Raw genomic sequence first — 23,932 nt, 5'->3', positions numbered from 1 at the left:
GTGGTTCCACTGCCGATTTCCGTCCTCTGGACGAATAGGTGCGATACAGTTTCCTGTAATCCAGTTCCTCAAGCTGGGCACTTGCCAGTCGGACGGGTGCGTTCTCCGGTAATATTTTTACTGATCTTGCTTGTTATAATTTGTCTGCACAAACAAATTGTAAAGCAAATGAAACGAGAGGCCAACCCCCAAAAAGGTTAGCCTCTCGTTTTGTTGTTCTGGCCTATTTTGCAACAGGCCCTTCTCGTTATCGTCTTTTTTCCGTTCGAATGCGCTCCACATCGTAGGTACGCACAAACCCGGACACGTCTTCTCCCGTCTCCACACAGCGGAAGTAGATCTCTCCACAGGCTCGGCTGTCGCTGCCTGCATGGTGGTGATCCAGCTCCAGTCCAAAGTAGTCACACAACGTGTTGAGTTTGTGGTTGGGAGACTGGGGAATAAGTCGACGACTCATCTGACAAGTACAAGCATAGTTCACCCGTTTGGCCCAGCTGATGCCGTAGTCCCGCAGGCACTTGGCCAGCACCGACATGTCAAAAGGGGCATTGTGGGCCACCAACACCCCCTGCTCCAGAATGGGGCGGATAGTATCCCACAGCTGGGGAAAGGTGGGCTCATGGGCCACCATCTCCGGGGTGATTCCGGTGAGTTCTACGTTGAAGGGTTCAAACTCCTCCTCCGGGTTGACCAGGGAATAGAATTCCTCCACCACTTGTCCCTCCTCCATCACGGTGATGCCAATGGCGCTCATGCGGTCGTTGACGGAGTTGGGGGTCTCTACATCAAAGGCAACAACTCTCTGGGACATGTTTCACAGGCCTCTCTATCTGAATTTGCAATATGTGCGACATTTTACCACAGATTTTCCCGGCCGTCTACCTTACAGGTGCTGCTGCCACTGTTCTGCCTTGAAACCCACCAGGACAAAGTCATCCCCAATCACCAGGGGGCGCTTGACCAGCATTCCGTCGGAGGCCAAAAGCTGATACTGCTCCTCTTCAGACATGGTGGGCAGGCGATCTTTCAGCCCCAGAGCCTTGTAGGCCAGCCCAGAGGTGTTGAAAAAGCGTTTGAGAGGCAGCCCGCTTTTCTCATGCCAGGCCTTCAGCTCCTCCACCGTGGGATTCTTCTCCTTAATGTGGCGATCCTCATAGGAAACCTGGTGCTCATCCAGCCATACCTTGGCCTTTTTGCAGGTGGTACAGGGCGGATACTGTAAAAACAAAACGCTCATGGTGTTACACTCCTTTTTCGGCTTGCTCTCGGCCCTGATAGGGTGGGCAGAGATATCGTTGTTTCTTTCGTGTACCTTTTCCATACTCGATGGCCTCCACAGGGCATTTGCAGATGCACGCCATGCAGTGGGTGCAGGTGGTTCCCCACACCGGCTTTCCCTTTTCCATCTGGATGTTCCCCAAGGGGCACACATGTTCGCACTTGCCGCAGCCCACACAGGAGTCCTTGGCATAGAATTTGTTGGCTTTCACATGAAAGCGGTAAAAGGCCCGGTTGACCGCACCAGATTTCAAGTGATCCAATCCCTTGGTCTGGATGGGCGGGAAAGATTCTCCCCGGCTCATGTATCCGACCCCCTGCTCCAGGGTATCCTCTGCCTTCCGGCGCATGATGTGAGCCTGATCCCGGCTGGGAGGGTTGAAAAAGACCAGATAGTTATCTGGCATCACCACCGGAAGGGTCCCACGGTAGTTCATCCCCTTGCGCTGGCACAGATCCCGAAGTCTGGGCTCCACATCGCCCACCTCAGAACCGCAAGTCATCACAAAATAGGCCTCCCTGCTGCCGCTGAAATGTCCAGACAGGATGAAATCCTCCACCACCCGGGGAATCTGCCAACAGTAGGTGGGCATGACAAACACCCAGGGCGTCTCGGACTGCAGCTCCGCTGCGATCCCGTGGCGAATATAGTAGAAGGTGTCCATCAGGTCATCCTTCCTGTGATCAGCCAGCCATTCTGCGCAGTACTGGCTGTTTCCTGTGGCTGAAAAATAAAGAATCATATTCCTTCCTCCATGGAACATTCCCTCTCTCATCATGGACACAGTATACGATTTTCCCGCCGGTGTCAACCATCAGAGCGGAAAAAATCACCTCCAAACAGATGGGATTTTTGTGAATTCCAGTCCGAATCAGAAGGTCAGCTCCAGCATAGGAGGCCAGCTGGGGTCAATGAGTATGAGTACACAGCACCTGGGGCAGAGCCAGCAAAGTATCATCAGGCAGCATGCTGTATTCTCCCAATCGGGCCGCCGCCTCGTCCCCTGCCGCCCCATGGCAGTATACTGCCCAGGCCACCAACTCCCCTGGGCAAGAAACCTGGCTCGCCAGCTGCTTTTGCCCCAAAAATGAGGCGATTATCCCGGCCAAAATATCCCCGCTGCCTCCCTTGGCCATGCCGGGGTTTCCGGTGGTGTTGCACCATCCCCGACCCTGGGAATCTACCGTAAAAGTTTGGTACCCTTTCAGCACCACGATACTCCCGGTATCTCTGGCCAGCTGTCGGGCCCGCTCCTCCCGCTGCTTCAAGGGTAGTCCACACCCCGTCAGCCGGGCAAATTCTCCATCGTGAGGGGTGAGGACGGTGAGGGCCTTCCGCCTACGCAGCAACTCCGTGCGCCCTTCCAGGGCGTTGAGGCCGTCGGCGTCTAGCACCAAAGGCCGTTCTACCTCCTGAACCAGACAAAGAATCAGTTGCTGCGCCCACGCACTGCGCCCCATGCCGGGGCCTACCAGCACCACGTCACACTGGTTTGCCCGCTCCACCACCTGCTCCGGCTCTTGGGGTAATGGAAAGGGCATCTCACTGGAACAACGAGTGGCCACGATGGGATATACCTCCTGGGGCACCCCCAAAAACACCAGCCCTGCCCCACTGCGCAAGGCGCCTTGGGCGGCAAACACCGGGGCGCCGGTATACCCTTGACTACCTGCCACAATGAGCACCCTTCCATAGTCTCCCTTGTGGCTCTCCCGCGCCCGGCGGGGCAGGTGCACCATGTCCCGAGTCATCAAAACCACTTCACCCACGGTCCTTCTCCCCTTTCTCCATCAACTTTCCAATGATATATCCGTAATTCTCTCGCCGATGGGGCAGAAGGCACTGAGAGCAATCCTTGATTCCCTGTGGCGTGTAGGTAAAGGCTCCGCCACACTCCTCCCCCAGCAGATAGAGGGGACAGTAGCAGAACAGGCAGTTGAAGTCCTCCGGATGCTGGGTAGGGTGGCAGGGAAAGAACTCACAGGATGTGTGAGCAAAAAACTCATAATTGTGTCCTGTCTCTTGGTCTTTCACAGCATATCCCCTCCAAACGTCTCTCCCACCAGCTGCATCTGCTCCACCGTGGGCTCCCATCCAAAGCGAATCTCCACCACACAGGTCTCGTAGCACAGCAGGTAGGTGCGCAAGCGTCCATGATCCGTCTCCCGGTACGCCTCCTGGGCCAGCCACAACGTGGGGTCCACCGCCTCATGATCCGCCCAGAGCATGGTGTCTCGACACAGGTTGTGCAGCGCCGGCAGCTTCACTAAGGTAACCGTATACATCACGGTGTCCATGTCCTCGTCTGGCCCAGTTTCCCGCTCAGAGACCTGCCATCCCAGGTACTGGCCCAACACCAGAGATTCCTCCCCGTCTCGGTGCACCCAAAACTCCTGCTCATCCACCTCACCTCGCAACTGCTCTACGGTCAGGGGCAGTCCATCTGGATATTGGCTCCACCAGCTGTCCACCGATGTGGGCGAAAACCAGTTCCAATGCGTGAACACAGCAACCATCACACCGACAAAGGCCATGACCCCCAAAAAGGACACCGCCGCGGTCATCACCTCATTTTTGCCCCGAGAGACCTTCCGCCTTCTCAATACATCCCGCATCCAAAGCACAAAGCACCAACCCACCGCAAACGCAACGCCGGAGACCACGATAAACAGGCGAGCATGAACCCAAGGCTTCACCACCAGAGTGACGACAATTCCAGACAGCCAAAGGATCACATATGCCATCAGCACCCAACGGATCACCCGTCCCCATGGCCGAGTATCCAGCCACTCCCCCTGGGCCGCCACCTTTCTGGCCTTTCGATACCAAAGTTCATACGGAATCAGCTCCGCCCCTATGACTACAAAAAGCAGAAAATCATCCAGCATCCACTCTGCATAATGAGACAAGGCCCACAAGGGCATTTTCAACAGGCTCCAAAGATTTACCAAAAGACAAGCCAGCGCCAGACCAAAAAGAACGCGGTAGAGCGTCAAGGCACCTTGTTTCAACGAACGATGCATCCCTTCCACATGAGCCACTGGGTCGGTCTCCATGGGAATGGGGGTTTGCTCCCAGTTATAAAACACCTGCATGGTAGGCGTGGTCACTGTCAGCTGCCAGCCGGTATGCTCCCCCAGCTCCGTCATATTCTCCAACTTCTCACTGGGCTCTGGGTCGTAGACATCCTGCGTCAAATAAGAGATCCACACATGAGCCGGACGGGGCTCCGTCCACCGGAAGGTCCACCATATGCCAAAGACATGCTCCAGTACCCAGCCTTCCCGGGCTTTTTTCTCCAAATAACACACGGTCTCACAAGAATCAAAAAAGGCGATGCGTTTCCAAGTCCGTTTCCGCGTTTTCATGGATGCCCCTCCTCTCCCGTCCAGCGCAGGTAATCCCTGGCCTGGGCACAAATTCGCTGGTATTCCTGATCCAGCATTTCCTGACCCTTGGGCGTAATGAGATAACTGCGCCGCCGTCCCTCCACACGGGTCTCCTCAATACATCCGGCATCCAAAAACTGCTCCAAGAGGTTGTACAACGTCCCTGATCCCACCCGTACTCGCCCGTCCGTCATGGTAGGCACCTGATCCAGAATATCAATGCCGCACCGCTCCTCACGCAGACAGAGCAAAACATAAAACATCTGTTCAGACAGGGTCTGGAATTTCACGCGAGCCATGCTTCTCACCTCTATTCTCGATATTCGAGTTTTCCCACTTTCACTATATTCTCGATGTTCGAGATTGTCAAGAAAAATATCTCTTGACAGTCAACCGTACTACTCATATAATACAGTTAGGAAGTGTACTATACAAGTAATACAGTGGAGAGGATGTGATACACCTTGGTGCGCTTTGACGACCTGCATCTTCGAGACGGCACCCCCATATACGCCCAGATCATTCAACACTTGAAAGCGGGCATTGCCGCCGGAACGGTGCAAGATGGAGACGAGCTTCCCTCCCGGCGCACACTCTCCGCTCTGCTGGGCGTCAACCCCAACACCATTCAGAAGGCCTTTCGCCTGCTGGAGGAAGAGGGGCTGATCTCCTCCCGCACAGGAAGCAAGAGCTACGTGTGTCTGTCATCGGAACAAAGTCAGGCCATGCAACAGCAACTACCCCACACCCAAACCCAGGACTACATTGCAACCATGCGGGCCATGGGCCTCACCCGCAGTCAGACCGTTGCCCTCATCGAGGCTCTGTGGAAGGAGGATACTCCATGAAAAAATCCTTGTCTGTATTATCCCTGGCTGCCACCACCTCCTTTTGGCGGATTTTGGCCATTCTGGCCGCTCTGGCTGTAACTCAACTGCTGACCGCCTATTGGATGCTGTGCAACCTTTACGCTCCACCCTTGGAGAGCATTCTGGATTTCCCTGTATACCGGTTTTCCCCTGCGGTGGCCATTACCCTGGCCACCCTGGTACTTCTAAACGCCCACGGCGGAACCCGCAGCCGGGTCAACTACACCATGGCGCGGCTGTCGATCCCCTCCCGCTCCCTGCTACTTATTCACATGGTTTACTGCGTGGGGATCTATCTCCTGTTTTGGCTGTTTCAGGTGTCCATGGTGATAGCCACGGCGGCACTGTTCCGCTTTTTAGCTCCCCTAGATGCCTTCAGTGTGCAGCTGGAGCTGCTCACCTGTTACCGCAGCGTCTACCTCCACCCCCTGCTGCCCCTGGCGGATTGGCCCTTCTGGATCACCACTCCGCTGGTCTACCTGGGATTGGGGGTCAACACCGGCATAGGCATGGTACGCAGCTGGGAAGGCAAAGTCTACATGCCCCCTGTAGTGTTTGCGGTATCTACCGCCCTGTACGCCGCCAAACCCGGTGACTACGGCTGGGGCATATGCCTGATGTTTGCCCTGTGGGGCGGGGTTTGTGTCAGCTATTACCAGTATGTCACCGCCAAAGCCCGGGAGGTGGTCACATGAAGATGCAAGCCCTGTTTCCCATGACCGTCTCCCCAGACAAAGTGTTGCAAGGCTTGGGACTGGGTGCTTTGGCTGCCGCCTGCTGCAATCTCTACTATCTCTATTCCTATACCATGGCCAGTCAAGAGCTCTGGTACCATAGCGCTGACGGCGTGCAATACCTTCGCCCTGACGCCATCATGCCCTCCTTCTTCTCTCTGCTGGGATTCAGCCTGTATGGCTACGTCATCGCCGTGCTGGCCATGATCCCTCTGGCCTGGATGTTCTGGCGCTCCCACTTCACAGAATCTAAGAGCATATACCTCATGCGCCGCCTGTCCACCCCCCGAGAGCTGCCCCGCCGGTGCCTCACAGTCCCCATCCTGGCCGCTATGTGCTATCTCATCTTAGCCCTTTTGCTTTTGTTGCTGGATTTCGCCATCTATTGGAGGTGCACCCCCTCCCCGCTGCTCCCCCCTTCCATGTGGGATGCCTTTTGGAATTAAAGGAGGTTTCTGCCATGCTGCAACTCACAGACGTAAGTAAAAAGTATCCCCTTTCCACCCAAGCTCTCTATCAGGTCAATCTGTCCATTGGTCCCGGGGAGGTGGTGGGACTGTTTGGAGCAAACGGCGCGGGCAAGACCACCTTACTCAAATGCATCCTGGGCCTGCTGCCCTGCGAGGGGGCCATCACCCTGGATGGTGCCCCCATCAACCACACCAACATCGCCCGCCTCAGCTTTGCCACCTGTGAGCACTCCTTTTTCCCCAACCTGACCTCCCAGGCTCACCGGGACTTTTACCGCTCCCACTTCCCTGCCTGGCGGGACAAACGGTTCCATGCCCTGATGGATTTCTTTCACCTGCCGGACCACCGGCCTCTGCGCAGCTTCTCCACCGGCCAACAGAATCAATTTGAGGTGATTTTGGCCCTGTGCCAGGGGGCAGAGTACATTCTCATGGACGAACCCTTTGCCGGAAACGACATTTTTAACCGCGAGGACTTCTATAAGGTGCTGCTGGGCATTCTGGAGCCCACAGAGACGGTGATCCTCTCCACCCATCTGCTCACCGAAATCAACTCCTTCATCAGCCGGGCTGTACTGCTGTGGGATGGGCAAATTGTGGGGGATGTGTCCGCCCTGGAGCTGGATGAACAGGGGCTCACGGTCTGGGAGTATGTGAAAGAGAAGTATCACTACGCCCCCGATCGGGTGAGCAGCACCTTATGGGAACTCACTGGAGAGGAGGATAATCCGTCATGAAACGTGCCTTATTTGCCTTCTTAGCCCTATTCCTCGCCACCGCTGTGGTGTTTGTCTCCGCCCTTGTCACCATCGTTCCCACTGCAGAACAGGTCACCTTCACCGCCAACCCACTTTATAGCACAGGTGACCCATCCGACGCCCAGGGATTGCGACTGGTGGCAGAGACCACTATGGGCGGAAAGCTGAACTGGACCACCACCTTTACCCCGGCCCAGACTCCCAGCTGCGAAACCAAATTCCACTTCGAGGCCCAGAAAGACGGCATCCCCTACCAGCCTGTCAACGATGGCCCACAGCTCTCCGTAACTGGATTTTTCAGCACCACATATTATCACGGCGATTTCGTGAGCAACGACCCTTACACCTATGCAATTTACCGCGAAATGATTCAGGATATCATAGGTGATACCACCGCACAAGGCGGGTCTTATACGGCAACCGTCAACTTGCAAGACTACCTCCAGTACTACCCCGTCTCACTAGAGTGTTATGACTGGGATTTCCAGGACCATCCCAACTATACAGCCGTGGACTTGTCCAGCGTATTCTCCATCCCCATCCAGGGGGGCATCACCGCGGAGGTTTCGGTGACGGTGCAGCCGGATGGCTCCATCAGCGAATTTTCCTTCTATGCCCCAGATATGCCCTATTGCTCCGCCAAGGCGGTGTATTTCCAAGATGCCTTTTATGTGGCTTTCCCCCACGCATCTCTGGATTTGGAGCTGGACGACACCCAGGTAACTCCCGGGCTGTACCGTCTGCCCTTGACCGTTGCCAATGAAACCACTGTAATCGATGTGGCCAACATCCAGCTGGTGGCTTCCATAGACGCTCCGGCCCAAACCATGTCCCTCATTGGCGATGGTCCCCAGCTGGCCCTGGTCACCTCTGCCAACCAGCACCACCCCAATCAACTCACCGTACTGGACCTTGCCACCGGAACCCAACTCCAACAGCTTCATTTGGGCGATACCAACCAGATCATATCCTTCTATGCCGTCGACGACCACATCACCTATGTGGGCTCTCAGTGGGCAGGAGATGAGATGATTCTGTCCAAAATAATGGCTTGGCGCCGGGGCGAGGACGGGACCTTTTCCCCTGTCATTTCCACCAGCCTCCCGGATCCGTCGCCCATGTACTCCCCTTCCATTACCAGCATTCTACAGGGCAACACCCTCTATACCCTGACCTACGCTGGTGGCGGGGCCTGCAGCTATATCTTTGTGGCTGTGTATACCCCTCAGGGATGTTGCTACTCTGCCGACCTGACGTTGAGCCAATATTTTGATTCCTCTGACAAGTATCCCATCACCTTGACAGACTTGCGTTTGGAATCTGTTCCCATCTCATGAGAAAACGTAAAAAACTCTGTTCTTTTCCATCCCCTCGTGATATACTAACCCCGGTGGAGCCACCACCCAAATACAACCGAAACCAGGAGGGTCTCTTATGAACAATCGATTCCTACGCTGCAAGCATTGCGGCAACATTGTCGGTGTCATCCATGACGCTGGTGTACCCATCTTCTGTTGCGGTCAGCCCATGGAGGAGCTGGTTCCCAACACCGTGGAAGCCAGCGGCGAGAAGCATATCCCCGTGGCCACTCTGGAACATGGCACTCTCACCGTCCAGGTGGGTTCCGTGGAACACCCCATGGTGGAAGAGCACTATATCCCCTGGATTTATGTGAAGACCCAGAACGGCGGCCACCGCATCCAGCTCAAGCCCGGTGACGCACCCCGTGCCGTGTTCCACCTGGGCGACGAGACTCCTGTGGCCGTGTACGCCTACTGCAACCTCCACGGCCTGTGGATGACCCAGCTGTAAGTCTTCCTTGTCGTCAAAAAAAGACGGGACTGACTTTGGTCAGTCCCGTCTTTTTCATTGTCCGGTCATGATGCGCAGGATCTCACGATCCGTCTCCCGCATGCCCAGGCGGCCCAACCGGGCCACCATATTCAAGGTGTTCTCCACCCCTTTTTTCACAATGCCATCTCCATCATAAAACTCATGTCCGGCCTTGTACATCTCATAGCCCATGAGCCCCGCCTCCAGAGCCAGTGAGATTTTCGCCGCACAGGAGGCCTTGGCCCCGTCGCACACCATGCCGGAAACCACGGCCAGGGAGTTGACCAGGGTGTGGGCCACCCCGTCCATCCCCATGCCATCCAGATAGGCAATGGCCGCTGCGGCGGCACAGGCCGCATTCACCGCCCCACAGAAGGCAGACAGGCGGCCCAGGTTGGTCTTTTGGTGGACAGTGAGCAGATTGGACACCACTAACGCCCGATACATCCGCTCCTCTGGGATCCCCTGAATGGCGGCGTACTCCACCACCGGCAGAGAGGCAGTCAGACCCTGGTTCCCGCTGCCGGAGATGATAACCACCGGAAGTTCACAGCCGCTCATGCGGGCATCCGAGCCCGCCGCGGCCCGAGCTCTCAGCCGGGCTTTCCAGTCATCCCCGGCCTGTGCCATCAGCTCCTTGCCGATCATGGCCCCATAGCTGCCCTCCAGGCCCTCCTGAGAGATGGCCCAGTTCAGCTTCACCTGCTGCTCCAGAGGCTTGCGCACATCTTCCAAGTCCACGCTGTCGGCAAAGTCCAGAATGCCCTGCACGCTGAGCAGCTGCTGCAAGGGGTTTTCCTGCACCTCTTCCACCACCTGGGCTTGGTGCAAAACTGTACCATTTCGGCTGACGTGAACCAGATTGGTGTGCTGATCCACCATGCGCACCCGGGCAGAATCTGCCCCAGCAGAAACCTCCACCAGAATGTCAAAGGGATGGGTGGTCTCCAAAGGAGTGATGGTCACCCGTCCCTGGGATCGGTACTCCTCCACCCGCTCCATGTCCTGCTCCGTCACGTGGGCGATGCATTGCAGCTGGGCTTTGGCGTCCGCCGCCACAGTTCCCACCGCCGCGGCCACCTCCAAGCCTCGTCTGCCCCCAGTGTTGGGCACCACCACACTTTTCACATTCTTAATGATATTGCCACTCACCTGCAGCTCCACCCGCTCCGGCAATGCCCCCAGGGTATCCCGGGCCACCGCACAGGCATAGGCCACAGCAATGGGTTCGGTGCACCCCATGGCGGGCTTGAGCTCCTGATGAAGAATCTGCACATAGGCGTCATATCTCTCGTCGGTGCGCTCCATCCGTTTCTCTCTCCTTTTTCTCGCATTTTCCCCATTGTACCACAGGGATACACCTGGTGAAAAGGCCATTTCTCATGCCCCGGGGAGAAGCCCGTATTTTTTCCGAATCCGGCAGATTTTCCGCAGCATTGGCCGAGTGACCACCAGCAAAAACAGCACCGTAGACACCCCGTGGGTGATGTTTACCGGTACTCCCGCCACATAACAGGCTAGAGCTGAGTCCCAGGTCAGGCTCTCCAGCAGAGAAAGGGCGGTGGAAGTGTCCAGAAGCAGACCATAAATGCCTACCGTGGCCACAAAACCAAAGATAACCACCGGCACCAGGAAAAGCTCCCCCTTCCGGGCTCGCTTTTCAAAGAGCAATCCAGCCAGAAATCCAATGATGCCAAAGGCAAACATCTGCCAGGGCGTCCACGGCCCCTGGCCAAAGAAAAAGTTGGAGATAAAGCCGGTCAAGGCCCCTGTGAGAAACCCCGCCTCTGCCCCCAAGCCAATCCCCGCCACGATCACCAGGGCGGTCACCGGCTTGAAGTGGGGCAGCATGAAGAAAATTCCACGCCCTGCCGTGGCAATCACCACCAAGGCGGCGATGAGCACCAGCTCTCTGGCCTGAGGCTTGCGGTCCTCAAAGGCGGCAAAAAACGGGAGCATCGCCGCCCCGATCACACACAGGGAGATGAAGTAGTAGCTGCGCCCCTGGAAAAACACGATTCCGAAAGCGATGAGCAGTGGCACCACCACAAGAATGATGCCCGCTGCCACTCGGGTTCTCCGTCCAAGGGCCTTGGGAGCTGTCTCCGCATGGACCACCCGCTGGGTATCCAACATGCGTCCGGCTCCCACCAGCAGCACCCCAGCGGCCACACCTTGGCCACAGGCAAAGCCGGTCAGCTGTATGTGACCGAACATGGTCAGATTCCAGAAGGTGTTGGACTGGGCCATGGCTGCATTGAGGCTGCCACTGAGGTCAAACCAAATGGCAACCGCCCCCACCACGGAAACCAGAGACAATCCCGCTGCCAGACGCACCAGGGTTGTGGCTTTCCCCTTCCAGCGAAAGGCCGCCCCGGCGGATAGAACCAGTCCCACGCAGGACAGCCCCGCCACCACCTGGGTCGCCTGCACCAGCAGCCAGCTCATACGGTCCCAGTCCAGTTGGGTGGGGTCTACCACCCCATACAGTCCTTGGGCCAAAGTGGCACTCTCCCCCACTGTCCACAGAGTAAACTGGTGGGTAAACCCTCGGTAGGCCAGCTCCGGTAGAGAAAACCAGGGGGCAAACACGCCATTGGCGGCCATGAGCAGACACAACCACACCAGGGCCATCACCCAGCTGTCCGCTCCCGTCGCTATTTTCACTGGCTTTGTGTACATGCTTTCACCACATCCTCCACCGTCACCGCCTGGGGAAACACCCCCCGGGCCATTTGATTGGCTGCGGTGGTGTAAAAGTGATTGCCTGCAAAAAATGTCCGAGCAGGCTGTTCGCTCACCAGCCGCCCCCCAAAGAGCAACCCACAGGTGTGGGCGTAGCTGCCGCAAAACTCCACATCGTGGGACACCATCCACACCGTTTTCCCCTGCTGGGTCAGCGTTTGAAGCAGTTTTCCCAAAGTCTGCTTGCTGCAGCCATCCAGCCCCTTGGTGGGCTCGTCCAGCAGCAAAATCTCCGGATCCAGCAGCAGCACTTTGGCCAGGGCCGCCCGCTGCTGTTCCCCTCCGGATAGATCGTAGGGGTGCTGTCCCAACAGTCCTTCCAGCCCCGTCTGCTCCACCACCCAGTCCAGGCGCGCGTTTTTCTCCTCCTGGGACAGGGGAAGATCCCGCAGCAACTCCCACAGATCCTCCTCCACCCGATCCCGCACAAAGAGGGTCTGGGGATTTTGGGGCAAAACTCCCAAAACCTTTCCGGCAAGGCTATTTCCTTTATACTCTTTGCCATCCCGTCCATATACCGAGATTTTACCCCGGTATGGCCGGTTGGCTCCGGAGAACAGGGACAGCGCAGTGGATTTCCCCCCACCGTTATCCCCCATCAGGGCGTAAATTTGCCCCCGAGGCACCCTCAGGTTCAGCCCTTGGAGCACATCCGCCCCATGGCGCTCATATCGGAACCACACCTCTCGGGCTTCCAGGGTCACAGGCAGGTCAGCTGTGGGGGTGGTGGGCTCTGGTTGTGCCTGAGAGGATTTCCCCTGGTACTGACGCAGCCACGCCCGCCCTTCTTTCACCGTCATGGGACATGTCCCTGTCCCATAGGCCCCGTGGAAGATACGCATAGGCACCGGCGTACATACCGCCAGAGGGTGGTCTGCCGTGGCCTGTCCCACACGGCGGGGAGTGTCGTCCCAAAGCACTCTGCCCCCCTCCATCACCACCACCCGGTCTGCCATGGGGAACACCTCATCCAGGCGGTGCTCCACCAGCACCACCGTCAGCCCCATATGCTCATTCAAGCGTTGGATCGCGTGGAGAAATTCCGTGGCGGCCATGGGGTCCAGCTGGGAAGTGGGCTCGTCCAGCACCAGCACCTCTGGGTGCATAGCCATCACCGAAGCCAAGTTCAGCATTTGCTGCTCCCCTCCGGACAGCTCCCACACATTTCGGTCCATCCAGCTTTGCAGGCCAAAGTAGCTGGCCATCTCCGCCAAGCGCAGGTGCATGTCCTCCAACTCCAGGCCCAGATTCTCCAGGCCAAAGGCCATCTCATGCCATACCTTGTCGGTAACCAGCTGTTGGGCCGGCTGCTGCATGACAAAACCAATTTGAGAGGCCTGGGTACGCAGGTCCACCTTCTCCAGGGGGACGCCCTGATAATAGACCTGCCCCTGCCGCTGCCCATGGGGAGTAAGGGCTGATTTGAAGTGGCGAATGAGGGTGGATTTTCCACTCCCAGATCCTCCACACACCACCACGAACTCTCCCCGCTCCACCCGCAGATTCACCCCTGACAGCGCAGGGGTCTCACGCTCCGGATAGGAGAAGGTCAAATTTTGCACATCCAGTAACGCCATTTCCAGTCCTCCACCCCATTGAGTATCAAGGGTACGGCGCACAGCACGCCGTACAGTCCATAGCACACACACGCCACCACCGTGGCCTCATTCATACGCCACAGGGGCGCATAGCGCATGTCCAGTTCTTTGGTAGCCACACCGGCCAGCACTGCTATGCCGCACCCCATCATGCCTGCCAGCCACAGGGTGGAGCGCAGGTCCCACCGATACCGGTGATACTGGGTGCGCCCCGGCAGTCCGTAGCCCCGTGCCTTCATGGAATCTGCCGTGTCCACCGATGTCTCCAGGGACCAGGTCACCAGAATGGACAGCACCCTTCCTCCCTGGTGCAGCCGCTGCCACACGCTTCCCTGGCGCATATCCCGGCCCACGCACCGCTGGGCTTCCATTACACGCTGGGTCTGGGCCGTAAAGTGAGGCAGAAAGCGCAGCACCATGGAGATGAGCAGGGACAAAGCCGGAAAGCCCTTGCCGCACAGGTAGATGATCTTATCCGAGGTCATCACCTGGGCCCAGGTGATACACCACAGCACCATCACCCCCATCATGCCGCCGGTGCACAGACCATAGAGCAGCGATTCCAAGGTCACCGGGTTTCCCGAGGGCAGATAGCCCAAAACGGTCATGCCCTGGTGGGAAAACAGAGGGTTGATCACCGCAGAGAGCACCATCACCGGCAGAGCCAGGGCGCACCCCCGACCCAAACCTTTCCAGCCACGCAGTCGCAGCAGATACCCACAGGCCGCCACGCCGGATAAGCCCAGTAACACCGGGTGCATGCAAAAAATTGTAATTCCCATCACCCACAGGTAAAACACCAGGTTCAACCATGGGTGGCAACGGGCAAACGCATCCTTCATGCCCGCCCAGCCTCCTTACAAATCGTAGCCCAAATCGCAGGTATACTTAAACGCAATGACATCCCCATCTTTCAGGGTATATTTGCTCACCCCATAATTGGGTTTATAGCCGTTGACAAAGTACATCCAGCCCGAACCCGCTCCACAGTCAAATTCGTAGAGGTTGTTGATTCCCTCGATGTAGTGGCTGCCAAAGCCGGGGGTGTACTCATACTCCATATGAATGCCATACTGTTGGGTAGCTCGACACAGCACGTCAAACACCGTCTCCCCTTCCTGGAAGGAGATGGCTCGGCGGGACAAAATCACCCCGTCTTTGGGCACCAGGCCTTCCTTGCCAGGGGTCAAATCCTCCATACGGCTCAAAATGGTCTTACACTCAATGGAGATGTAACAAGTCTTGGTCTTGGGGGTAGGCTGAGGAGTAGGTGCAGGAGTGGGTTTGGCCGTAGGGGCCGGCTTGGTGGTGGGAGCCGGCGTAGACACCACCGTTTCCTCCTTCTGCCCCTGGTTCTGGCTAGGGGTCTGGGTCTGCTGGGGCTGAGCCTGGGATTCCTCCGGCTGGGGAGCCAGGCTCTGGCTGGGCGCCACCGTCTCCTCTACCCCTTGGCTGGGGGCCGGGGACACCTGGACACTCTCCGCTCCCGGGGCGCCTTGACACCCACACAGAGTTAGCAACAACACCACGCCCCACAGGCACATCAAACGCTTCAACTGTCTCATAGTTCTTCCTCTCTGTTACATGCACCCCGGGCATATGCCCGGGGTGCATGTGGATTCGGTCAATCTTCTTTCTTGCGGGCAAAACAGGCCATGCCCCACAGGCCCACAGCGCTGACCATCACTGCCAGCCCGTAGCCTGCCAGATGGGCCTGGTCTCCGGTATTGGGCACCGGGCGGTCATCTTCTGTCTCGTCCTCGTCTCCCCCGGTGGGCGGCGCAGGGGTCCAGGTGGTCAGATCATACAGGGAGGGCTCCCCGGCCACAAATCGCCGGTACGCCTCCAGGGCGTAGCCAATCTGGGCGGTGCCCATGCCGTCGGGCTGCTGGGTAGAACCAAAGGTGGTAAAGCCTGTCTCCCGCTTAAACTGGTCCAGTTTGGTCACCAGATTGTAGTTTCCTCGGGTAAAGCCGTTGTCCGGGTCCAGAGGGTCGATGCCCGCCACTGCCAAGGCGGTGAGCACCTGGGCGGCGGTACAGCCGTTGTCGTCTCCCTCATTGATGTAGCCGCAGTCGGTGGTCATCTCACCCTGCAGATAATCCAGGGCTTTCTCAAATGCCACGGCCACTGCCTCCTGATCTCGGTAGGGGGCCAGAGCCTGGAGGACCATAGCAGTGACGTCCACGCTCACCGTCTTGGCCGAGGACAGGCCAAAGCCGCCGTTTTCATTCTGGAAGGTGAGAATCTTCTCCACCAGCACCTCCCGGCTCCACAGAGCGTTCTCCGGCACCTCATACTCCTTGGCATCCAGAGCCAACAGGGTAAAGGCCATCATATTGGAAGTCATACGGTCCAGATTGGGGTAGTTATACATCAGTTCCACCAGGTCGACCCCCTCCACATCGGTGGGGTCCTTACCCATAACCAAAAGGGTAACGACCAGGCGGAAATAGTCGGTGGGCAGCATTCTACCGCCCTGCTGTACCTGCTGGACAACACTTGCATAATAGGTATCCAGATCCTTCTGGCTCAGGCTACCGCCCGAGCGGAGAATGGTGAACAAGCTCCACTCTGCGCCGTACATATAGTTGCTCTCCAGCTGATCTTCCAGATAGGTGAGGGCGTGGTCGATATTATCCGTCACATACCGGTCAAAATCCAACTCTTCCACCGCTCCCGGCTCGGTCACCGTCACAGTAAACTGGATGGGCTGGGCACCCATGGTGTCGTCCAAGGGAGTACCCGTCACCGTCACCGTGCCCTGCTCCAAGGCAGAGAGCACATGGGTGGTGGTCATGGTTCCAGGGGTGCTGGTAACGTAGTCCATCACCTTGACCACCCCCTCCTGGCTATACGTCCAGGTGAAGCGCTGGTTGGTGGCATTGGAGGGCGTGACCAGCAAGTCCAGATCCATAGACTCAAACTGAGGCAGGCTATACTCGGTTTCCTCCAGTTCTACCTGCTCCAGAGGATTTTTATAGGCAAACTCAATGGAAAAGGTCTGGCTTGCCGCTGGGTTATCCACGCTGGTGACGGTAAACCGGGCCGTACCCGCTTTTTTGGGTACAATGCCGTTGTTATAGGTATCCTGATACTCGGCGATGTCCGGGTCATGGGACACCCACACCACGTCCTTCACCGTGGCATTGTAGGGGGCGATGTTGATTTCGTAGCGATCCTCGGGATCGGTGGCATGGGAAGTTACACCCACATACTGGTTGCCCAGGCCGTTCCAACTCTCAATGTAAAACACTTCGGGGTAGGTCACCGTCAGCCCAGTGACATCAATGCGCTTGGCGGTGGCCTGGAAGGTGACCGAGACCTGGGGCTGATCCATCACCGCCACCGTAAAGGTGTGCATAGCCTGATCCTCGGCAAAGAACTCCACGCCGCCCTCATCGTCCATGGTGTAGATGTAAGAACCCTCCGTGGAGGTCAGCAAGAGGGCCTGATTGGGGATGGAGATATACACGCCATCCACGCAGCCCTTCACCGTCACCTGCTTGGGAGCCGTACCGCTCAGGTACACCGGCTCCTCCCCACTGAGTTCCCAACCGTCCAGGTACAACTTCAAATCGGTGATTTGGGTAGGCACCACCTTCAGCCGGAAGGCCCCCAGCTCCGTGGCCTCATACCACTCGGGGTTCTTGTCGTAGACGTAAGCCTGGTACTCGCCCACGGTGGGATAGAACACACCACCCGAGGAGATATACACACTAGAGGACTCCGAGCCTCCATTTTGTTGGCTGCAGCTCCAATAGGTGCTCTGCCCCTCAGCCACGCCCTCCAGAATGAACTTGCCCTCGTCCAGAGCAGACAGGGTGAAGGTCCCGGTCTCATCGGCAAAAGTCAGGCGGCCATCGGTGTGCTGGAACACCACCGTGGGAGTGGTGGGAATCTCCCGGGCAGCCACCGTTACAGTACACACCTGGGTGCAAGTTCCAGAAGTGGCAGTGATCTGAGCAGTGCCCGCCTGATGGGCCACCACCAGGCCACTGTCGTCCACGGTAACCCGGTCGGGGTCACTGCTCTGCCAGGTTACCGGATTGGTGGAGTTGCTGGGGGTCACGGTGGCCAACAGCTGGACGCCCTGGCCTTCCTCCAAGTCCAGAGAGGTCTGGCTCAAAGTCAGGCTCTGGGTGGCAACACCTGTTACCGTCACAGTGACGGTGGCCTTCACTGTCTCATTGGCCTGGGCAGTGATAACGGCCGTACCCTCACCCACGCCTCGGACCACACCCTCCTCGGTGACCTGAGCCACGTGGGTGTTTTCGCTGTACCACACCACCGTGTCGTTGGTCTGTTCCGGGGTGAGCTGGGCGGTGAGCTGCTGGGTTTGGCCCACCATCAGCTCCACCTCCTCAGGGGTGACGGTGATGTCGGTGGCGGGTACCTTTTGGGCCAACAGCTGAGCCACGATGGCGGTCTGCTCGTTGACCTGCTCCTGGGTGGAGGCCCCATCCACCGCCACCTGCAAGGCCTGTTGATAGGCCTCCACATTGGCGTCGATCTGGGGCTGGGAGAGCTGAGCAAGGCTGGACACCAGCTTATCCTTATTGATGCTCAACGTACCCTGTCCACCTCCCGTGGTGGGCGGAACATACCCAGGAATACCCTGGGCGTTGTCCTGGACATAGACAAAGCGAATCACCTCACCGGCGCTCACCTCGTATTTGTTTCCCACCTTGGTGCTGTTGACAAAGGGCCACCAGGCTTTCTTACCCCAGCCCACTTCGCCCACGGGCTGGCCATCCTTGGGGGTCACAGTGAAGCCATACAAAACACTGTATGTCACCTCGCCCTGACCCTCATACCCACGCTGCAACACATCCAGCAGGATATCTCCCTCTTCCAAAGTCACTTGGGTGGGGGTAAGATAATACTCCGTTTTGCCCGTTTCGTCCATGTACTCCATGGTCACCGTCACGGTCTGTTCTCCCGCTCGGGCTACCACCTGGGCCATAGCCGGAGAGGCCAGAGTGAGCACCATGGTCAGGGCCAGCAACATACTGAGTATTTTCTGCCCCCATCTTCCGTTCACTGCCTTCATCTCTTTCCGTCCTTTCCTTGGGAAATAGGTCAAAAAACGGCTGCAACCAGAAGGTTGCAGCCGTTTTAGACAACACAAAAACAAGGCTCGTTGATCGCCTTCAACGTTCCTTGGTTCCACCATATGCAGGTCTTCTGGCTCTGGTCTCATCGCCCTTGCAGCCTTCCCAAGCGGTTGCCCACTCAGTGACATCTTTGCAAGCGCTCCTCCATTACAGCGGCGGCTCCGCACAGGTTTTGCACCTGTTTCCCTTTTCAATCTGCCCGGACACAGATCACACATGGCGTTTATGTAATTAGCACCATTATACATGGCCCAGAGAAAAACGGAAAGAGGAAATTTGATGGTTGTAGAATTATGGTGATTTTATCTTTTCCACTCTCGTTTACTCCCCTTCAACTGTTCTATTTCCACATAAAATATTTTTCCCGGTTCACCCCCTTTTTTCTAGGCCCAAATTTCGGTATACTAGATACGATCCCATGGAATTCACAGAAAGAAGGTCTCTGCATGCCACTTTACCTGGCTGATTACCATACCCACACCTACATTTCCGGCGACTCCCGCTCCACCTTGCTGGAGAACATCACTCAAGCCCACCGTGTGGGTTTATCCGAGCTTTGCATGACGGAACATTGGAATTTGCTCAACCAAAAGGGAGAACGGCTCCCCACCCACTACGATTTCTCCCCCCTGCTCCAGCAGTGGGAGCAACTACAGGACACCTGGGCCAATCGCATCCAGGTACGTCTGGGCATTGAGCTGGGCAACAGCACCGTAGATACCGCCGCCGTGGAGGAGGGCCTAAAGCTGCCTGAGCTGGACTTTGTCATCGGCTCTTTGCACTCCATGAGCCTGGCCCGGGATGGAGTGGGCATCTTCACCTGTGCCAAGGCCTGCACCGACCGCACCTTGGCCCTTGACGTGCTGGAGGACTACATCCAGCAGATGGAGGCGCTGGTGGAGGCGGGCACCTTCGATGTGCTGGGGCACATCATCTACCCCCTGCGCTATTTCCCCACCCAGTTCCAGCTGTCCCTGGAACCCTGGCAGGACCGTCTGGAAGAAATCTTAAAAAAGGTCATTGAAAGTGGAAAAGGTATGGAGTTCAACACCAGCCAAGGCTCCACCATCCGCCAGTGGATTCCCCTGCTCACCCAGTATCGAGCCCTGGGGGGCGAAATCATCACCCTGGGCTCAGATGCCCACCGACCGGAGTACATCGGCGCAGGATTCGACCAGGCCGTGGAGCTGCTGCGCTCCCTGGGTTACCGCTGGGTGTGCACCTACCGCCAGAGAACCCCAAAATTCCACTCCATTATGTAACACCACCCACGAAAAGGAGGATACTATGGACTTACAAGAGATTATGAAGCAATCCCGCTTCGCCATTTTGGGCGACACTCTCAACCCGGACAAGTACGCTTACAAAATCAAACAAGCCATGTTGGACCACGGCTACACCGTGTATCCGGTAGGCAAAGAGCTGGCCTCACTCAACGACATTGCCGAGGACATTGACGTCATCGACCTGTGCATCCACCCCACCAAAGGCCTCAAGCTGCTGCAAGAGTGCCGCAAGCCCTTCCGCTGTGTACTCATCCAGCCCGGTGCGTCCGATGAAGCACTGCTGGCTTACCTGGAGGAACATCACATTCCCTATCTGGACGGATGTCTGCTGGTAGGTCTGCGAGAATACTGCAAATAACACAAAACCGCCTCGGCTCCAAGAGAGTCAAGGCGGTTTTCCCTATTCTTGCGTCAGTGGAAGGAGCTGGGCCGGGGGCAATTCCACCCAGATCTCCTGGCGTTGATCCCTCCCCGCCCACACCTCATGAGGTGCCTCCATCCACAGCGGCCCGGTGGGGCCGTTCAGGCAGACGGACACGGAGAAGGGCCGCTCTTCCGTCTGTGCCACGGTACAGGCCAAGCGGTTCTGTCCAGGCCCCTGGGCCAAGCAGACATGGTGGGGCTGGATCGCCACATAGGCCGCGTCCGGCGGAACCTGCACGGGAATTCCCCATGCAACGGCATAGCAGGTGCCGTCATTCTGCCGCTCCACAGGAGACAAGTTGGGGCAGCCCATGAGCTGACAAGCAGACCGTGTACGGGGATAGTTGAAAAATTCCTCCGTGGTCTGTACCGCCTGGGACACGCCGTCGTGCACCACACACACCTGGTCACACAGTCGCCGCACCTCATCCTGACTGTGGGTGACCATGAGGCAGGGGCCGGAGAACTGGGTCAGAAATCGACTCAGTTCCGCCTGGATCTCTCCCCGCAAATGGGTATCCAGCGCCGAAAACGGCTCATCCAACAGCAGCGCTTGGGGCTTGGCCGCCAAAATTCGGGCCAGCGCCACCCGCTGCTGTTGTCCGCCTGAGAGCTGGCAGGGACGTTTTTTTCGGTGCTCCTCCAACTGGAAGCGGCGCAACAGCTCCTCCACCTGGCCCCGGTCCCGGGTGGCCACGGCGAGGTTCTGCTCCACCGTATAGTGGGGAAAGAGGGCGTACTGCTGGAACAGATAGCCCACCTTTCGCTGCTGTGGGGCCAGATTGACTCCACTCTTGTGGTCAAAGAGCACCCGCCCGTCCAATTCGATGTGTCCTTCATCGGGGGTAAGCAGCCCGGCAATGCACCGCAGCGTTACCGTCTTGCCGCTTCCCGAGGCTCCCAACAGTCCGGTCACCTCTTCCATGGCAGCGGTGAAAGAAACCTGGAGCCGGAATTGGCCCAGCTGTTTTTGGATGTCTACCGTCAGGGCCATGTCCGTCACCTCTCCTTGCGCTCCAACAAATTGATGGCCAACAACACAACAGCGGAAATACCCAAGTTCACCAGCACCCACCGCAGGGCCATGGCATCATTTCCCGTGCGCCAAAACTGATAGACCGTGGTGGAAATGGTGGCCGTTTTCCCCGGCGTGTATCCGGCGATCATGGAGGTTGCCCCATACTCGCCCAGAGCACGGGCAAAGGCCAGTACCGTCCCCGCCACAATACCCTGGCGGCACACCGGAAGCTGGATGTGCCAGAAAATCCACCGGTCACTGCGCCCCAAAGTTCGGGCCGCATCGGTGAGGGTTTGGTCGTAGCTCTCAAAGGCGCCCCGGGCGGTGCGGTACATCAGGGGAAATGCCACCACCGCCGAGGAAAACACCGCCGCATACCACACCATGGTCAAGCGCACGTCCAGACACCGCTGGACCAAGCCGCCCACCCATCCGTTGGGCCCCAACAGGCACAGCAACAGATACCCCACCACCGTGGGAGGCAACACCAGCGGTAGGGTGAGCACCACATCCAAAATTCCCTTCACCACCGGTGGGCAGCGGAAAATCACCTGCGCAGCCCACAACCCCACAAAGAAAATGAGGGCCGTGGAAATGACGGCAATACGCAGCGAGTTGAGCAGTGGGTACAAGTCCATGTCATTCGGTCCCCTTTCTTCACCCCACCAGGGTGAAGCCTACGTCCTTCCAAATCTCCATGGCTTCGGAATCGGTGTGCAAATAGGTGAGGAAGTCCTGAGCGGCCTGGTAGCTTCCCTCCTGTCCACACTTCATCACCGCAGCCGGATAGATGACCTGACGGCACATCTCAGGAGTGGCGGCATCCACCACCGTAAGCCCATAGGTGCTGGCATCGGTGGCGTACACCATTCCGGCATCCACCGCCCCCTCCTGTACCTGTCGGGCCACCTCCGAGACGTTAGAGGCATAGGTCACCTGTCCCTGCTCCTCCAGCTGGTCCAGGGAGTAGCCCAGATACTCCAAAATCTCCAGAGAGTAGGCCCCCACCGGCACATCTTCGTTGCCGATGCACAGCAAATATCCCCCATTTGTAAGGTCTGTAAAGGAATTTATCTTGCCAGGATTTTCAGGTGGAACCGCCAGCACTACCTGGTTTTCCAGCAAGTCAATCCGGGTTTCCGAGTAGACAAAATCCAAGCCACTGGTGTTCTCCCCGGTGGTGTCCTGGCTGTCCAGCTGATTCATCTGCTTTTGGGCCGCGGAGAGGAACAGATCACACGTCGCCCCCTGCTCAATCTGGGTCTTCAGAGTGCCGGAGGAGTCAAAGGTGAAGGTGAATTTCACATCCGGGTGCTGCTCCTGGTACTTCTCTGCAATCTGGGTCAAGGCTGATTCCAGAGACGCGGCGGCAAACACTACCACCTCTGTTTCCGTCTGTTCCGATTTCTGTGACGCAGGGGCACATCCACCCAAACACAGACACAGCATCAAGCCCACACACAAAAGCTTTTTCATTCCAAATCCCTCCTATCTGGCGCAGTTCCCCGCCTGTCCGGTCAAAATCTCCAAGCCGTGGGCCAAGGGCGGCAAAATGTACTCCAGGCACTCCCCCACGGCCTTGGGGCTCCCTGGCAGGTTGACCATCAGCGTCTGGCCCCGAATCCCCGCAGTGGCGCGGCTGAGCATGGCCTTGGGGGTAATTTGCAGAGAATGATAGCGCATGGCCTCCGCAATACCCGGTGCGGGGCGTTGGATGGCCTGGGCCGTGGCCTCAGGGGTCAGATCCCGGGGCGAAAATCCCGTACCTCCAGTGGTCAAAATGAGATCTGCCCGGTTCTCGTCGCAGATCTGACACAAGGTGGTGTGCAGCGGCTCGATACCGTCGGGAAACAGGTGGGTCTCCACCACCTGGTGCCCTGCCTGCTCCACCATCTGGGCAATCAGGGGGCCGCTTTTGTCCTCCCGCTGCCCAGCATAGCCCGCATCGCTCAAAGTGATAATGGCAACTCTCATCCGCTCATCCCTCCCAGACGGTCAGCTCATCCCCCACGGAGATGGTCCCGCCGTGGAGCACCCGGGTGAACACGCCCTCCCGGGGCATGATACAGTCCCCCATGACCTGGTAAATGTCACAGTGGGCATGGCACTCCTTGCCCACCTGGGTCAATTCCAACACCACATCGCCACAGCGGAATTTGGTCCCAATGGGCAGGGTTTTGAAGTCATATCCTTCCACCACCAGGTTTTCCCCAAAGGCCCCGTGGTCCACCACAGTCCCTCGGGCGCGGAACGCCTCCACCTGCTCGTGGGACAACAGGGACACCTGGCGATGCCACTTTCCTACGTGGGCATCCCCCTGGATGCCCCAGTCCTCCACAAAGGTGGCAGAGGTCACGTTTTTCTTTTGCGTCCCCTTTTTCTCGCTAATACACACAGCCAAGACCTTTCCCAT

General features: G+C 57.6%; 26 protein-coding genes and 1 riboswitch. Of the genes, 8 read left to right on the top strand and 18 right to left on the bottom strand.

The features are described from left to right. Positions 1 to 247 precede the first annotated feature (247 nt). The 7 genes from B5G37_RS04355 to B5G37_RS04325 all read right to left on the bottom strand — a co-directional run bounded on the left by B5G37_RS04355 (position 248) and on the right by B5G37_RS04325 (position 4,967). Positions 248 to 811, bottom strand: a complete 564-nt coding sequence (locus tag B5G37_RS04355; RefSeq protein ID WP_087254428.1) for a 3'-5' exonuclease — start codon at positions 809 to 811, stop codon at positions 248 to 250. Between the two features lie 72 nt (positions 812 to 883). After that, positions 884 to 1,237 carry an arsenate reductase family protein gene (locus B5G37_RS04350; RefSeq protein WP_087254423.1) on the bottom strand — a complete coding sequence of 118 codons (354 nt, stop codon included), beginning with the start codon at positions 1,235 to 1,237 and terminating at the stop codon, positions 884 to 886. Between the two features lie 4 nt (positions 1,238 to 1,241). Next, positions 1,242 to 2,021 (bottom strand): EFR1 family ferrodoxin, encoded by a 780-nt coding sequence (locus B5G37_RS04345; RefSeq protein WP_087254421.1) that lies wholly within the window; start codon positions 2,019 to 2,021, stop codon positions 1,242 to 1,244. A gap of 166 nt (positions 2,022 to 2,187) precedes the next feature. After that, positions 2,188 to 3,048, bottom strand: coding sequence for an NAD(P)H-hydrate dehydratase (locus tag B5G37_RS04340; RefSeq protein ID WP_087254418.1), 861 nt, complete (start codon positions 3,046 to 3,048; stop codon positions 2,188 to 2,190). Then, entirely contained in the window at positions 3,041 to 3,313 is a 273-nt protein-coding gene (locus B5G37_RS04335; RefSeq protein ID WP_242962755.1) for a cysteine-rich small domain-containing protein, read from the bottom strand. Before B5G37_RS04335 ends, B5G37_RS04340 begins: the two co-directional genes overlap by 8 nt. Next, entirely contained in the window at positions 3,310 to 4,647 is a 1,338-nt protein-coding gene (locus B5G37_RS04330; protein ID WP_087254412.1) for a TMEM128 family protein, read from the bottom strand. Before B5G37_RS04330 ends, B5G37_RS04335 begins: the two co-directional genes overlap by 4 nt. Further along, positions 4,644 to 4,967: a helix-turn-helix transcriptional regulator gene (locus B5G37_RS04325; RefSeq protein ID WP_087254409.1), complete on the bottom strand. Its 324-nt coding sequence runs from the start codon at positions 4,965 to 4,967 to the stop codon at positions 4,644 to 4,646. Before B5G37_RS04325 ends, B5G37_RS04330 begins: the two co-directional genes overlap by 4 nt. 168 nt (positions 4,968 to 5,135) lie before the next feature. Between B5G37_RS04325 and B5G37_RS04320 the strand changes: the two genes are divergently transcribed. The 6 genes from B5G37_RS04320 to B5G37_RS04295 all read left to right on the top strand — a co-directional run bounded on the left by B5G37_RS04320 (position 5,136) and on the right by B5G37_RS04295 (position 9,311). Further along, positions 5,136 to 5,516 (top strand): GntR family transcriptional regulator, encoded by a 381-nt coding sequence (locus B5G37_RS04320; protein WP_242962758.1) that lies wholly within the window; start codon positions 5,136 to 5,138, stop codon positions 5,514 to 5,516. After that, positions 5,513 to 6,232, top strand: coding sequence for a hypothetical protein (locus B5G37_RS04315; RefSeq protein ID WP_087254405.1), 720 nt, complete (start codon positions 5,513 to 5,515; stop codon positions 6,230 to 6,232). Before B5G37_RS04320 ends, B5G37_RS04315 begins: the two co-directional genes overlap by 4 nt. Continuing rightward, positions 6,229 to 6,717, top strand: a complete 489-nt coding sequence (locus B5G37_RS04310) for a hypothetical protein (protein ID WP_087254402.1) — start codon at positions 6,229 to 6,231, stop codon at positions 6,715 to 6,717. The genes B5G37_RS04315 and B5G37_RS04310 overlap by 4 nt, the downstream gene beginning before the upstream one ends. 14 nt (positions 6,718 to 6,731) lie before the next feature. Next, on the top strand, positions 6,732 to 7,478 hold the full coding sequence (locus B5G37_RS04305) for an ABC transporter ATP-binding protein (RefSeq protein WP_087254399.1): 747 nt from the start codon (positions 6,732 to 6,734) through the stop codon (positions 7,476 to 7,478). Next, complete coding sequence (locus B5G37_RS04300; RefSeq protein ID WP_087254395.1) at positions 7,475 to 8,836, top strand: hypothetical protein; 1,362 nt, start codon at positions 7,475 to 7,477, stop codon at positions 8,834 to 8,836. Before B5G37_RS04305 ends, B5G37_RS04300 begins: the two co-directional genes overlap by 4 nt. 97 nt (positions 8,837 to 8,933) lie before the next feature. Next, complete coding sequence (locus B5G37_RS04295) at positions 8,934 to 9,311, top strand: desulfoferrodoxin family protein (RefSeq protein WP_087254392.1); 378 nt, start codon at positions 8,934 to 8,936, stop codon at positions 9,309 to 9,311. A gap of 54 nt (positions 9,312 to 9,365) precedes the next feature. Here B5G37_RS04295 and B5G37_RS04290 read toward each other — a convergent pair whose 3' ends face one another. The 6 genes from B5G37_RS04290 to B5G37_RS04265 all read right to left on the bottom strand — a co-directional run bounded on the left by B5G37_RS04290 (position 9,366) and on the right by B5G37_RS04265 (position 18,728). After that, positions 9,366 to 10,640: an L-serine ammonia-lyase, iron-sulfur-dependent, subunit alpha gene (locus B5G37_RS04290; RefSeq protein ID WP_087254389.1), complete on the bottom strand. Its 1,275-nt coding sequence runs from the start codon at positions 10,638 to 10,640 to the stop codon at positions 9,366 to 9,368. A 72-nt stretch (positions 10,641 to 10,712) separates the two neighbouring features. After that, positions 10,713 to 12,014, bottom strand: a complete 1,302-nt coding sequence (locus B5G37_RS15695) for an ECF transporter S component (protein WP_242962754.1) — start codon at positions 12,012 to 12,014, stop codon at positions 10,713 to 10,715. Continuing rightward, positions 11,996 to 13,654 carry an ABC transporter ATP-binding protein gene (locus B5G37_RS04280; protein ID WP_087254385.1) on the bottom strand — a complete coding sequence of 553 codons (1,659 nt, stop codon included), beginning with the start codon at positions 13,652 to 13,654 and terminating at the stop codon, positions 11,996 to 11,998. Before B5G37_RS04280 ends, B5G37_RS15695 begins: the two co-directional genes overlap by 19 nt. Continuing rightward, the gene (locus B5G37_RS04275) at positions 13,627 to 14,517 is read right to left on the bottom strand and encodes an energy-coupling factor transporter transmembrane component T (protein ID WP_087254382.1); all 891 of its coding nucleotides are present in this window, start codon (positions 14,515 to 14,517) and stop codon (positions 13,627 to 13,629) included. The genes B5G37_RS04280 and B5G37_RS04275 overlap by 28 nt, the downstream gene beginning before the upstream one ends. Positions 14,518 to 14,532: 15 nt before the next feature. Next, positions 14,533 to 15,240 carry a DUF4430 domain-containing protein gene (locus B5G37_RS15855; RefSeq protein WP_087254380.1) on the bottom strand — a complete coding sequence of 236 codons (708 nt, stop codon included), beginning with the start codon at positions 15,238 to 15,240 and terminating at the stop codon, positions 14,533 to 14,535. Positions 15,241 to 15,299: 59 nt separating this feature from the next. Continuing rightward, a complete protein-coding gene (locus B5G37_RS04265) occupies positions 15,300 to 18,728 on the bottom strand; it encodes an Ig-like domain-containing protein (protein WP_087254375.1) in 3,429 nt (1,142 codons plus the stop codon). 106 nt (positions 18,729 to 18,834) lie between these two features. Further along, positions 18,835 to 19,025, bottom strand: a riboswitch (cobalamin riboswitch). 213 nt (positions 19,026 to 19,238) lie between these two features. On the opposite strand from B5G37_RS04265, the gene B5G37_RS04260 reads away from it, so the two are divergent. Together B5G37_RS04260 and B5G37_RS04255 are read left to right on the top strand one after the other, a co-directional pair. After that, a complete protein-coding gene (locus B5G37_RS04260) occupies positions 19,239 to 20,054 on the top strand; it encodes a histidinol-phosphatase HisJ family protein (RefSeq protein WP_158099344.1) in 816 nt (271 codons plus the stop codon). A gap of 25 nt (positions 20,055 to 20,079) precedes the next feature. Next, entirely contained in the window at positions 20,080 to 20,436 is a 357-nt protein-coding gene (locus B5G37_RS04255) for a CoA-binding protein (RefSeq protein ID WP_087254369.1), read from the top strand. Between the two features lie 42 nt (positions 20,437 to 20,478). On the opposite strand, the gene B5G37_RS04250 is transcribed toward B5G37_RS04255, so the two are convergent. The 5 genes from B5G37_RS04250 to B5G37_RS04230 are packed head-to-tail and all read right to left on the bottom strand — an operon-like array spanning position 20,479 to position 23,932. Beyond that, on the bottom strand, positions 20,479 to 21,495 hold the full coding sequence (locus B5G37_RS04250; protein WP_087254366.1) for an ATP-binding cassette domain-containing protein: 1,017 nt from the start codon (positions 21,493 to 21,495) through the stop codon (positions 20,479 to 20,481). Positions 21,496 to 21,500: 5 nt separating this feature from the next. After that, on the bottom strand, positions 21,501 to 22,157 hold the full coding sequence (gene modB, locus B5G37_RS04245) for a molybdate ABC transporter permease subunit (RefSeq protein WP_087254363.1): 657 nt from the start codon (positions 22,155 to 22,157) through the stop codon (positions 21,501 to 21,503). Positions 22,158 to 22,176: 19 nt separating this feature from the next. Next, on the bottom strand, positions 22,177 to 22,995 hold the full coding sequence (gene modA / locus B5G37_RS04240; protein ID WP_087254359.1) for a molybdate ABC transporter substrate-binding protein: 819 nt from the start codon (positions 22,993 to 22,995) through the stop codon (positions 22,177 to 22,179). 12 nt (positions 22,996 to 23,007) lie between these two features. Beyond that, positions 23,008 to 23,493 carry a MogA/MoaB family molybdenum cofactor biosynthesis protein gene (locus B5G37_RS04235; protein ID WP_087254356.1) on the bottom strand — a complete coding sequence of 162 codons (486 nt, stop codon included), beginning with the start codon at positions 23,491 to 23,493 and terminating at the stop codon, positions 23,008 to 23,010. Positions 23,494 to 23,497: 4 nt separating this feature from the next. Next, positions 23,498 to 23,932 (bottom strand): MOSC domain-containing protein, encoded by a 435-nt coding sequence (locus B5G37_RS04230; protein ID WP_087254353.1) that lies wholly within the window; start codon positions 23,930 to 23,932, stop codon positions 23,498 to 23,500.

Origin of the sequence: Pseudoflavonifractor sp. An85, from assembly GCF_002161235.1 — a bacterium.
GTDB lineage: Bacteria > Bacillota > Clostridia > Oscillospirales > Oscillospiraceae > Enterenecus.
This window is presented reverse-complemented; position numbering and strand designations above follow the sequence as displayed.

Bases quoted from the DNA above. Each gene is read 5' to 3' on its own strand.
- B5G37_RS04355 (WP_087254428.1), bottom strand. From the start codon at position 811: ATGTCCCAGAGAGTTGTTGCCTTTGATGTAGAGACCCCCAACTCCGTC.
- B5G37_RS04350 (WP_087254423.1), bottom strand. From the start codon at position 1,237: ATGAGCGTTTTGTTTTTACAGTATCCGCCCTGTACCACCTGCAAAAAG.
- B5G37_RS04345 (WP_087254421.1), bottom strand. From the start codon at position 2,021: ATGATTCTTTATTTTTCAGCCACAGGAAACAGCCAGTACTGCGCAGAA.
- B5G37_RS04330 (WP_087254412.1), bottom strand. From the start codon at position 4,647: ATGAAAACGCGGAAACGGACTTGGAAACGCATCGCCTTTTTTGATTCT.
- B5G37_RS04325 (WP_087254409.1), bottom strand. From the start codon at position 4,967: ATGGCTCGCGTGAAATTCCAGACCCTGTCTGAACAGATGTTTTATGTT.
- B5G37_RS04315 (WP_087254405.1), top strand. From the start codon at position 5,513: ATGAAAAAATCCTTGTCTGTATTATCCCTGGCTGCCACCACCTCCTTT.
- B5G37_RS04310 (WP_087254402.1), top strand. From the start codon at position 6,229: ATGAAGATGCAAGCCCTGTTTCCCATGACCGTCTCCCCAGACAAAGTG.
- B5G37_RS04305 (WP_087254399.1), top strand. From the start codon at position 6,732: ATGCTGCAACTCACAGACGTAAGTAAAAAGTATCCCCTTTCCACCCAA.
- B5G37_RS04300 (WP_087254395.1), top strand. From the start codon at position 7,475: ATGAAACGTGCCTTATTTGCCTTCTTAGCCCTATTCCTCGCCACCGCT.
- B5G37_RS04295 (WP_087254392.1), top strand. From the start codon at position 8,934: ATGAACAATCGATTCCTACGCTGCAAGCATTGCGGCAACATTGTCGGT.
- B5G37_RS04290 (WP_087254389.1), bottom strand. From the start codon at position 10,640: ATGGAGCGCACCGACGAGAGATATGACGCCTATGTGCAGATTCTTCAT.
- B5G37_RS15695 (WP_242962754.1), bottom strand. From the start codon at position 12,014: ATGTACACAAAGCCAGTGAAAATAGCGACGGGAGCGGACAGCTGGGTG.
- B5G37_RS04280 (WP_087254385.1), bottom strand. From the start codon at position 13,654: ATGGCGTTACTGGATGTGCAAAATTTGACCTTCTCCTATCCGGAGCGT.
- B5G37_RS04275 (WP_087254382.1), bottom strand. From the start codon at position 14,517: ATGAAGGATGCGTTTGCCCGTTGCCACCCATGGTTGAACCTGGTGTTT.
- B5G37_RS15855 (WP_087254380.1), bottom strand. From the start codon at position 15,240: ATGAGACAGTTGAAGCGTTTGATGTGCCTGTGGGGCGTGGTGTTGTTG.
- B5G37_RS04265 (WP_087254375.1), bottom strand. From the start codon at position 18,728: ATGAAGGCAGTGAACGGAAGATGGGGGCAGAAAATACTCAGTATGTTG.
- B5G37_RS04260 (WP_158099344.1), top strand. From the start codon at position 19,239: ATGCCACTTTACCTGGCTGATTACCATACCCACACCTACATTTCCGGC.
- B5G37_RS04255 (WP_087254369.1), top strand. From the start codon at position 20,080: ATGGACTTACAAGAGATTATGAAGCAATCCCGCTTCGCCATTTTGGGC.
- B5G37_RS04250 (WP_087254366.1), bottom strand. From the start codon at position 21,495: ATGGCCCTGACGGTAGACATCCAAAAACAGCTGGGCCAATTCCGGCTC.
- modB (WP_087254363.1), bottom strand. From the start codon at position 22,157: ATGGACTTGTACCCACTGCTCAACTCGCTGCGTATTGCCGTCATTTCC.
- modA (WP_087254359.1), bottom strand. From the start codon at position 22,995: ATGAAAAAGCTTTTGTGTGTGGGCTTGATGCTGTGTCTGTGTTTGGGT.
- B5G37_RS04235 (WP_087254356.1), bottom strand. From the start codon at position 23,493: ATGAGAGTTGCCATTATCACTTTGAGCGATGCGGGCTATGCTGGGCAG.
- B5G37_RS04230 (WP_087254353.1), bottom strand. From the start codon at position 23,932: ATGGGAAAGGTCTTGGCTGTGTGTATTAGCGAGAAAAAGGGGACGCAA.